General features: G+C 58.8%; 6 protein-coding genes and 2 pseudogenes. 7 read left to right on the forward strand and 1 reads right to left on the reverse strand.

Going from position 1 to position 9,433, the window contains the following annotated elements:
* Positions 1–54: 54 nt before the first annotated feature.
* Positions 55–372 (reverse strand): c-type cytochrome, encoded by a 318-nt coding sequence (locus BLL52_RS14075; RefSeq protein WP_075587327.1) that lies wholly within the window; start codon positions 370–372, stop codon positions 55–57.
* Positions 373–552: 180 nt separating this feature from the next.
* On the opposite strand from BLL52_RS14075, the gene BLL52_RS14080 reads away from it, so the two are divergent.
* The 7 genes and pseudogenes from BLL52_RS14080 to BLL52_RS14120 form a co-directional block, all read left to right on the forward strand.
* Entirely contained in the window at positions 553–2,076 is a 1,524-nt protein-coding gene (locus tag BLL52_RS14080; protein ID WP_075587328.1) for a TonB-dependent receptor domain-containing protein, read from the forward strand.
* 62 nt (positions 2,077–2,138) lie between these two features.
* Positions 2,139–3,352 (forward strand): annotated as a pseudogene (locus tag BLL52_RS14090) (IS3 family transposase).
* A gap of 152 nt (positions 3,353–3,504) precedes the next feature.
* Positions 3,505–6,665, forward strand: a pseudogene (locus BLL52_RS14100) (cobaltochelatase subunit CobN).
* Between the two features lie 76 nt (positions 6,666–6,741).
* Positions 6,742–7,662, forward strand: a complete 921-nt coding sequence (locus tag BLL52_RS14105) for a ChaN family lipoprotein (RefSeq protein WP_076072142.1) — start codon at positions 6,742–6,744, stop codon at positions 7,660–7,662.
* Positions 7,663–7,880: 218 nt separating this feature from the next.
* Positions 7,881–8,129 carry a MotA/TolQ/ExbB proton channel family protein gene (locus BLL52_RS21500; protein ID WP_241839186.1) on the forward strand — a complete coding sequence of 83 codons (249 nt, stop codon included), beginning with the start codon at positions 7,881–7,883 and terminating at the stop codon, positions 8,127–8,129.
* Positions 8,130–8,267: 138 nt separating this feature from the next.
* Complete coding sequence (locus BLL52_RS14115; protein WP_083633980.1) at positions 8,268–8,780, forward strand: hypothetical protein; 513 nt, start codon at positions 8,268–8,270, stop codon at positions 8,778–8,780.
* On the forward strand, positions 8,780–9,433 hold a 654-nt coding region (locus tag BLL52_RS14120; protein WP_139313409.1), incomplete at its 3' end, for a DDE-type integrase/transposase/recombinase. The genes BLL52_RS14115 and BLL52_RS14120, both read left to right, overlap by 1 nt.

The raw sequence follows: 9,433 nt of genomic DNA on the forward strand, positions 1-9,433 counted from the left end.
CTAGCCCTTATCCCAAAAGGGCTAGTAGCTATTAATTCGAAGTAACGCTCAATCTCATTTATCCTGCACCCAACGGGCTCGTTGTGGCCAAAAAGTCTTGGCTGACCCGCACTCAGGGGCAAGCATCTGGCGGGCCTCCTTACCAATGGGAATCGGCGTGCCCTTAATAATGTGTTGCGCCAGCGTGACTTCAGCATCTTTTTTACCTTTGTACTTCTCGGCGATCGTGGTGTAAGCCGATCCGAGTACCTTCGCTTCGACCTTGTGGCACGCCAGACAGCCCTTGGCTTTGGCCAGCGCTTCGTCCGCCTGAGCTGCACCGCTCACCAGCACAGTCGTCCCGGCCAGCAGGTAAAACCCGATTGATTTCATTCAGTGCCTCCATGGATAAAAACGGTTTTGAGCAACAGCCACCGACCTTAACCAAAGTGCGAATGATTCGCATATAGAATACAAACTTCTTTAGCGAGCCAAGTCAAGCCATTACGCGCCAATTGCCCGTAAATGCCTTCAGCACAGCCAGCAAAAAATTATTTTTTGAAAGGGTGCTTTATGGCTGATTTGCCGATCTCTAGTGTTTTTTCTTTGCCCAAACTCTCGCTGTGTCTCGGGCTCGCTTGGGGAACAGCGGCGAGTTGGGCGCAAACCGGACCGCAGCCGGTTTCGGCAGTGCAACACGCGCAGGCCACGCACACACTGAAGGCAGTGGTGGTCAGCGGCAGTCGGGTGGAACAAGAGGCCGACGATGTGCCGGCGACCATCACCACCATCACGGCCCAAGACATCGCCAACCAAAACCCGACCGACCTGGAGGATTTGCTCAAAAACGAGGTCGGTGTCTCGGTGCGCGCCCAGCCCAACCGGGCATCTGGCGTGTTTTACAGCACCGGACGCGGGGGCAATGAGGGGGTCAACATCCGTGGTCTAGAGGGTGACCAGGTGCGACTGCAGGTGGACGGTGTGAATCTGCCGGCCACTTATGAAAGTGGTCCTTATGCCGCCGGACGCGGTGATACGCTGGAACCAGAGGGCTACAAACGCGTTGAGATCTTGCGCGGCGCATCGAGCACCCAGTTTGGTTCAGACGGCCTGGCGGGTGCGGTGAGTTTCCTGACCAAGGATCCGTCTGATTTACTAGCCCTGGGCAACCCGACCCAGTTCAATCTGAAAACCGCTTATGCGTCAGCAGACAGCTCTTTTCAATTGGCGCCCAGTTTTGCCTTCAAGGGCGACACGGTGCAGGGCATGTTCCTCACCAGTTTCCGACGGGGCCACGAAACCGACAACATGGGAACGAATGATGTGGCCAACCGGAGCCGCACCACCCCCAACCCTTCTGACGTCAAAGTGGGCTACCTGCTGTCCAAGTTGGTGATCACGCCCAGTGCCGGTCACCAAATAAAGCTGGCTTTGGAGTCAATAAGGCGGCAGAACGACACCAACATCTTGAGCTTCTTTGGCGACCCGTACACGGTAGCCACCCTCACCCAAGTGAATGCACGGGAAAAGATTTCTCGCGATCTGGCGAAGATCGACTACCAGTACATACCCACCGGCCCGACCTGGTTCGACATGCTGCGCACGAGCGGCTACGGCCAGCGCTCTACCAACCACCAATATGGTTTTGAGGCCCGTTCAACCAACCCCCTGGTACGCACCCGTGACACCGACTACTCAGAAGACACGGTGGGCGGAAGTCTTCAGTTTGAAAGTACTGCAGGGCAGGACATCACCCACAGATTTGTTTATGGACTGGATGCGGCGCAGGCGAAAGTGACTTTGCTCAAAGAGGGCTACAGCAGCAGTGGCGCCGCGTTTGTAAAGAACACCAGTTTTCCGGACACCGACTACACCACCTATGGTGCGTTCGTGCTGGATGAAATCAATTTTGGCGCGATCAGCCTGACCCCCGGTCTCCGCTACGACAGCTTCAAACTCTCGCCAAAAACCAGCGCTTTGTACCAAGTCAACAACCTGACGACACCCTCAGAACTGAGTGACTCAGCCTTGTCGCCCAAACTCGGCATGGTATGGCGGGTGGCACCCATGGCCCAACTGTTCACGCAATATGCCTAAAGTGGACCCCGAATTTGAGACAGTAATTTAAGCAGGATACTGTCCCAAGAAAAGGGGAAACCATGAGTGAAACGAAGAAGCGCAAAGTGCACCAGCCGGAGTTCAAGGCGAAGGTTGGACTGGAAGCCCTGCGCGGGGTCAAGACCATCAACGAGATCGGCCAAGAATTTGGCGTACATCCGGTGCAGGTAGGCCAATGGAAGAAGGAAATCCAGGAACAAGCCAAGACCTTGTTTGAAGGCCGTCGAGGCCCAGCGCCGGTGGCCGCGCACAAGGAGCCAGATCGTTTGTATGGGGAAATCGGGCGCCTGAAGATGGAGCTGGACTGGCTCAAAAAAAAGTCAGGGATCAGCCTGCCATGATGCGCCAAGACTGGATTGACAAGGGCGACGCAGTTGCCGTGAGCCGCCAATGTGTTCTGACTGGCGTATCACGCGCCACGCTGTACGCACAGCAAAAGCCCAAGGCGCTTGATGAGCATGACGAACTCATCAAACGCCTGCTCGACGAAGAATACACACGCCACCCGTTTTATGGCACCCGCAGGATGGTGGTGTACCTGGGCCGTTGCGGCCACACCGTCAACAGGAAACGCGCACAACGCCTGATGCGCAGCATGGGCTTGGCAGGCATGGCACCGGGCCCCAATACCAGCCGCGCGCACCCACAGCACAAGGTGTACCCGTACCTGCTGCGTGGCGTGGCCATTGAGCGGCCCAATCAGGTGTGGAGTACTGACATCACCTACATCCGGCTGGCTCGCGGGTTTGTCTACCTGGTGGCCATCATGGACTGGTATTCCAGACGCGTACTGAGCTGGCGTATCAGCAACAGCATGGACGCAATGTTCTGCGTGGACTGCCTGGAAGATGCTTTGCGTCTGCACGGCAAACCCGAGGTATTCAACAGCGACCAAGGCTCCCAGTTCACCAGCGAGGCCTTCACCGGTGTGCTCAAGCGTGAAGGTATCACCATCAGTATGGATGGCCGGGGTCGGGCGTTTGACAACATTTTTGTCGAACGGCTATGGCGCAACGTGAAGTACGAGGACGTCTACCTCAACGGCTACGCCACCATGGGTGAATTGCTCATTGGCCTGACGAAATACTTCAGCTTCTACAACGCAGAGCGAATGCACCAATCATTGGCAAACCAGACACCAAATGCGGTGTACGCCAGCGCCACGGGAGGTGGGGCGTTGATCGTGGACAAATTTCCGCGTGAGGGGGGAGAAACTCCCTGTTTCGCTGCGCTGCACAGAGAGTTTCTCCAATGAAATCGAGGGACAAAAATCAAGTCAAAAACCGGGGCAGCGCCGTCCAGCTGCGAGTGAAATCAAGGGCAGCTTAAACTGATTGAAAAATTGTCTTGACTTAGGGGTCCACTTTAGTCGAGGCGTGGCGAAACGACCCGGTGGGCATCCCTTTGATGGACGTGCCGTTTTATCTGTCTCAACCTGAATATGCAGGCGTGTTTGATGTGATGGTGGCCGCGGCCACCGACCAGGCCAGTGACCAGCTGCAAGCCATCCCCGAGCAAGCGGCGGCTGTGGTGGGTAAAGCCATTGCCTTGGCCCGCTTGGCACGCTTGACCAATGCGGACAAAAAAGTCGCTTTGATGTTTTGGAACTATCCCCCAGGCGAGAGAAACCTGGGGGCCTCCTTCATGAACCTGCCCACCAGTCTGGAAGCCACGCTGGCGGCCATGAAAGCGGCGGGTTACCGCACCGAGACCCCCAATGCCGCCACGCTGACGCGCCAGCTGCAGCGCCTGCTCAAACCTTTTTATCGCCCCGCCACGGTGACAGCGGAAATGAATGCGCTGGTACGCGACGGTCTGGCCGAGTTGATGCCCCTGGCCACCTACAAGACCTGGCTGGCCAACCTGCCTGAGGCGCGGCGCGAGGCCTGGATTACCGCTGTAGGCCCCCCGACAAGTCGGTGTTTTCGGTGCAACGTGATGGCCAGGATTTTTTTGCGGTTCCCCGCCTGAAGCTGGGCAATATCAGCATCCTGCCGCAACCCGCACGTGGCGAGCCGGTGGATGGCGGGATGCATGCCAAAAACAAGGCGCTTTACCACTCTGACAGCGCCCCACCGCCCCACTCGTACATGGCGGGCTACCTCTGGATGCGTGAGCAATTCAAGGCCGACGCGTTGATCCATTACGGCACACACGGCACCCAAGAGTGGCTGCCCGGTAAAGAGCGCGGCCTGTCGGTAGATGACTACCCCTTGCTGGCGATTGGCAATATGCCGGTGATTTACCCCTTCATCGTTGACAACATTGGCGAAGCGGTGCAGACCAAGCGGCGTGGGCGCGCAGTCAACATTAGCTACCAGACGCCACCGTTTGCCCCGGCCGGACTGCATGCGGTGTTGACCCAGTTGCACGACGATTTACACGCTTGGGTAGCCCAGGATGAAGGCGCTGTGAAAGAACAAATACGTGCCCAGTTGACGGCAGCGGTGGTTAAGGAGCACATCGATCTGGACATGGGCTGGACTACTGAGCGCATCGCGCGTGAATTTCCTGCTTTTGTCCACGCCCTGCACGACCACTTGCATGAACTCGCCCAGACCGCACAGCCCTTGGGCTTGCACACCTTTGGCAAGGGCTCAGATGAACATGGCCAACTGGCCACCGTGCTGATGATGCTCGGGGCGCCGTTCTGGGAGGCGACAGCGGTGCATATCGATGGCAATGACGAAGAGGCCGATGAAGCCATCGTGGCCAACTTCAGCAAAATTGCCGAGACCCAACCCTACCAATTGCTGCGCAAGCATCTGGTGGAGCGACTGCCAACGGACGCGCTCCCGCCCGAGCTCCAGGCGATGGTCGAACAAGGCAAACGCTGGTTTACCGACCTTCAGGCTGAAGGTGAAACCCGTGGTCTGCTGGCGGCGCTGGACGCTCGCTACATCCCCACCTCTTACGGCGGTGACCCGATCAAAAACCCCGACAGCTTGCCCACTGGACGCAACCTTTACGGGTTTGACCCGTCGCGCGTGCCCACCCAGGCGGCCTGGAAGGCTGGCCAGCAAGCGCTGGACCAATTGGTGGCTGCGCACCAGCAGAAAACAGGAGTGACACCATCCAAGTTCACCTTTTCACTCTGGTCGGTTGAAACCATGCACCACCAAGGCCTGCTGGAAGCGCAGGCGCTATGGGCGCTGGGTGTGGAGCCGACTTGGGATGCGGGCGGACGGGTGACAGATGTCAAGCTGGTGGCACGCCAGACACTCGGTCGCGCTCGTATCGACGTGGTGTTGTCGGCCACTGGCCTGTACCGTGACCACTTCCCCAACGCCATGAAACAGCTCGCCCGAGCCGCACAACTGGCGGCGCAGGCCAACGATGAGGCAGACAACGCGGTCGCCGCCAACACCCGCACGGTTGCAGGGCAATTAGCCGCACAGGGCTGGCGCACCGAAGCCGCCCAAAAGGCCGCCGAAACCCGGATTTTCTCCGGTGCATCAGGTAGCTACGGCTCTGGCCTGGACGATGCGGCGCTGGCCACAGATACCTGGAAAAGCAAGGCCGAAGGCGACCGCAAGCTGGCCGAGTTGTACTTGCGCAAAATGCAGTACGCCTACGGCCCCGATGAAGCCGACTGGGGCAAGAGCGCCGCCGAACTGGCCAGCACAGCTGGCGTGGGTGGCACCGCCGCCAGTGATGGCAGCCAAGCCATCAATCTATATGCCGCCCACCTCACAGGCACGCAGGGCGCTGTGCTGGCGCGCAGCTCTAACCTGTACGGCATGCTCACCACCGACGACCCGTTCCAATACCTGGGTGGCATTGCCGCAGCGGTGCGGGCCATCGACAGCAAGGCACCTGAGATGTTCATCTCCAACCTGCGCGGCTCCGGCGCTGGCAAGGCGGAAAATGCCGCCAGCTTTTTGGCCAAAGAACTGGCGACTCGCAACTTTCACCCCGGCCACATTCAGGCGCTGATGCGCGAGGGTTATGCCGGCACCACGCAGATGGTGGACAGCATCAACAACTTCACCGGCTGGACCACCGTGGCGCGTGAAATTGTGCGTGATGATCAGTGGCAGGAATTTGCCGACGTGTATGTGCGCGATAAACACAAGCTGGGCATCCCGCAATGGATGGAGCGCGAAAACCCGCATGCCTTGGCGCTGATGATGGAACGCATGCTGGAGATGGCGCGCCAAGGCTACTGGCAGGCGGACCGCGCCATGGTGGACGAGTTAAAGGCGAAATACAAGGATCTGGCGCAACGTTTTGACGCGCGCACTGACAACCGCAGCCTGCAGAAATTCGTCGGCTTGTCAGGTTACGGCTTGACCCGATCGCTCAGCCCGCAGGAGACGATATTGCGCAGCCCGGCACCAGGCGCCGCAGCGCGGCCCGTCGCCGCGCCACCAGCGGCACCAGCGACACCAGTGGCTCCTGCGCCAATGCCTGATCTGCTGCCAGCACCACTGCCAATCACCGGCATCAAACTAGAGCAGATGCTGCATGAGGCTAAAAATGTCTTGGAACCCTTGCTATTAATTGCACTCTCGCTATTATTTTTGACACCGGTGGCCGGTGCCTGGCAACAATGGAGAAAAACATGAGAAAAATCATTTGTCAAAAAATCAGTTTTCATGGCAGCCCACTGAGACCCATGCGCGGTCAAGGGAGGCATTCATGATGAAAAATTGGCTCCCCCTGTTGGTCCTGAGCTTGACACTCAATGCCTGTGCCGCAAACACGCCTCACCCCACCCAGGCTCATGCCCTGGAAGACCGCATCTGGGACGTTGACGCAGGCCAGTTCATAAGCGCACAGAAAGCGTTTCAACGCGCTGGTGCCAGCCGTTATGTGCTACTGGGTGAAAAACACGACAGCGCCATCCACCATGCGCACCAGTTGCGGCTACTGCAAGCGCTGGCAGACCAGGGGCGCGCACCTGCGCTGGCGCTAGAACAGATGGATGTCAAACATCAAGCCCCTTTGAGCGCTGCTCAAAGCACAGGTACCCAAGACGCAGAAACACTCGCCAGTGCTGGCCAACTCAACCGCGAGGGCTGGCGCTGGCCGATGTACAAGGCGCTCATCAGCCACGCAGCAAAGCATCAATGGCCCTTGCTGGCAGCCAACCTGTCACGTGCTGACGCGCGGGACATCGCTTTGGGCAAAGTGCTTCCAGACTTGCCCGCGCTGGATGCGACACAGAGGACCAACATGGAAAACGACGTGGTTCGCGGCCATTGTGGTTACCGGCCCGACACGCCAGTTTTGACCCGCATCGTGAATGCGCAACGCGCGCGTGATGTGCAAATGGCCAAGGTACTTGACTCGGTCAGCGGGCCAGTGGTTTTGGTGGCCGGTGCTGGCCATGTGCGCACCGACCGCGCCGTACCGCTCTACTTGGCCGAGCCGGTGCGGGCGCTGGCCATCGCCTTTGTCGAAGTGGCCAACGGCCAGATCAACCCCGAAGCGTACGACGGCGCCGGGTTTGACCTGCTGTGGTTTACCGCCGCGACGCCTCGCCCAGATGCCTGCGCCAAACCACTGACCGGCTTGGTGGCACCACCCGCTGCGCCCTCAAACCCCAACACATCCAAATGACGGAGAGCTCCATGATTGAAACTTTGATGTACCAGACTGGCCAACTGTTTTTGCTGCCTGTGCTGGGGCTGGTCGCCCTGCTGTTTTTCTACGCGCTGTACGCTGTAGGCGCTTTTGTCGTCTAGGCACAGCAGCGGCGCCGACCCCAGCAGGGTCGTGGTTTTCCGCTGCTACGCCACGCAGAAAAGTTCCCGCAGGCAAGCGAAGACGAGCTGGACTTGTTTGCCCACAAACTGCTGGAGCCCGAACGGCTGGCCAGCCGCATTGCTCCGATGCTGGGCCTGGTGGGCACCATGATCCCGATGGGGCCAGCCCTCAAATCCTTGTCCGATGGCAACCTGGCGCAGGTCTCGGGCAGCCTGACGGTAGCTTTTTCGGCGGTGATTCTTGCGCTAATTGCGGCCAGCATCACCTATTGGGTCTCAGTAGTGTCCCAACGTTCTTCAGAGGAGAGCGAGCTGATTTGACTCGAAATCCGACTCGGGATTTTTCGATGGTGGCGTAAGCAGTTGATTTATTGGGATATTTTCAAACATGGACAGCCCCCCGTGCCAGAATGACTTGCATCACCTCCATCTCACAATTTAGTGAGTAAAAAGGTCACCATGCGTAAACAACATTCTTCCAAGGCCACAGTGCAATTCATTCCTTTTACGGACGCCATCCCGGTCACAGAGGGGGCAGCGCAGGAAGCCCGAAGGGCGACCGAAGCAGCCCCCTCTGTGACAGCGCCTCATGCCAGCACTGAGGTCGTCCCGCGCGTCAAGCGACGCTTCAAGAGCAACGCCGAGAAGCGGCGTATCGTCGCCGAGGCTGACGCCTGCACGCTACCCGGCGAGGTCGGCTTGCTGATGCGCCGTGAGGGCATCTACTCGTCTAACCTTTGCAACTGGCGTCAGCAAATCCGAGCCGCCGATGCATTGGCCCTGGATGCAAAAAAGCGTGGCCCAAAGCCTAATCTTGAACTCGCCCAGGCGCGCCGCGTGGAGCAGCTCACGCATAGAAACACCCAGCTGCAAAGCCAACTGGATCAGGCTCTGCTCATCATCGATGTCCAAAAAAAAGTTTCTATGCTCATGGGCCTCACGCTGGCCACGTCAGCACAAGGCAGCATCTGATGCAAGGCGTCATCGAACTCATCCCCACCACGGGCGAAGCCATGGCCTGTCGGGTGCTGGGCACCACGCGAGGCGAGCTGCGTCGCCAACGGCTACGCACCCTGGCCGCAAGCATCATGGGGCCACCAGCGCCACGCCAGGCGCGCTCCTCACCCCTGGCCTTGAGCGAGGCCGAGCGGCAGTTGGTACTGGACACTTTAGGCAGCGAGCGCTTTGCCGACACCGCCCCTGCCAGCGTGCACGCCACTCTGCTTGATGAGGGCCGTTACCTGGGCTCCGTGCGCACAATGTACCGCTTGCTCAAGACCCACAGTGGCTGCGCCGAGCGACGCAATCAGCGCCGCCACACCGCCTATGCCAAGCCTGAATTGTTGGCCACCAGTCCCAATCAAGTTTGGTCTTGGGACATCACCAAACTCAAGGGGCCAGCCAAGTGGACCTACTTTCATCTCTACGTGATTTTGGACATCTTTAGCCGCTACGTGGTCGGCTGGCTTATCGCGCCGCGCGAGTGTTCCGAGCTTGCCACGCAGTTGATTGAGGACACCGCCCAGCGTCAAAATATCGCGCCGGGTACGCTCAGTCTGCACGCCGACCGAGGTGCCAGCATGCGCTCCAAACCGGTGGCCAGTTTGCTGGTCGATTTGGACATC

Source organism: Rhodoferax antarcticus ANT.BR (genome assembly GCF_001938565.1).
In the GTDB taxonomy this organism is placed as follows: domain Bacteria; phylum Pseudomonadota; class Gammaproteobacteria; order Burkholderiales; family Burkholderiaceae_C; genus Rhodoferax; species Rhodoferax antarcticus.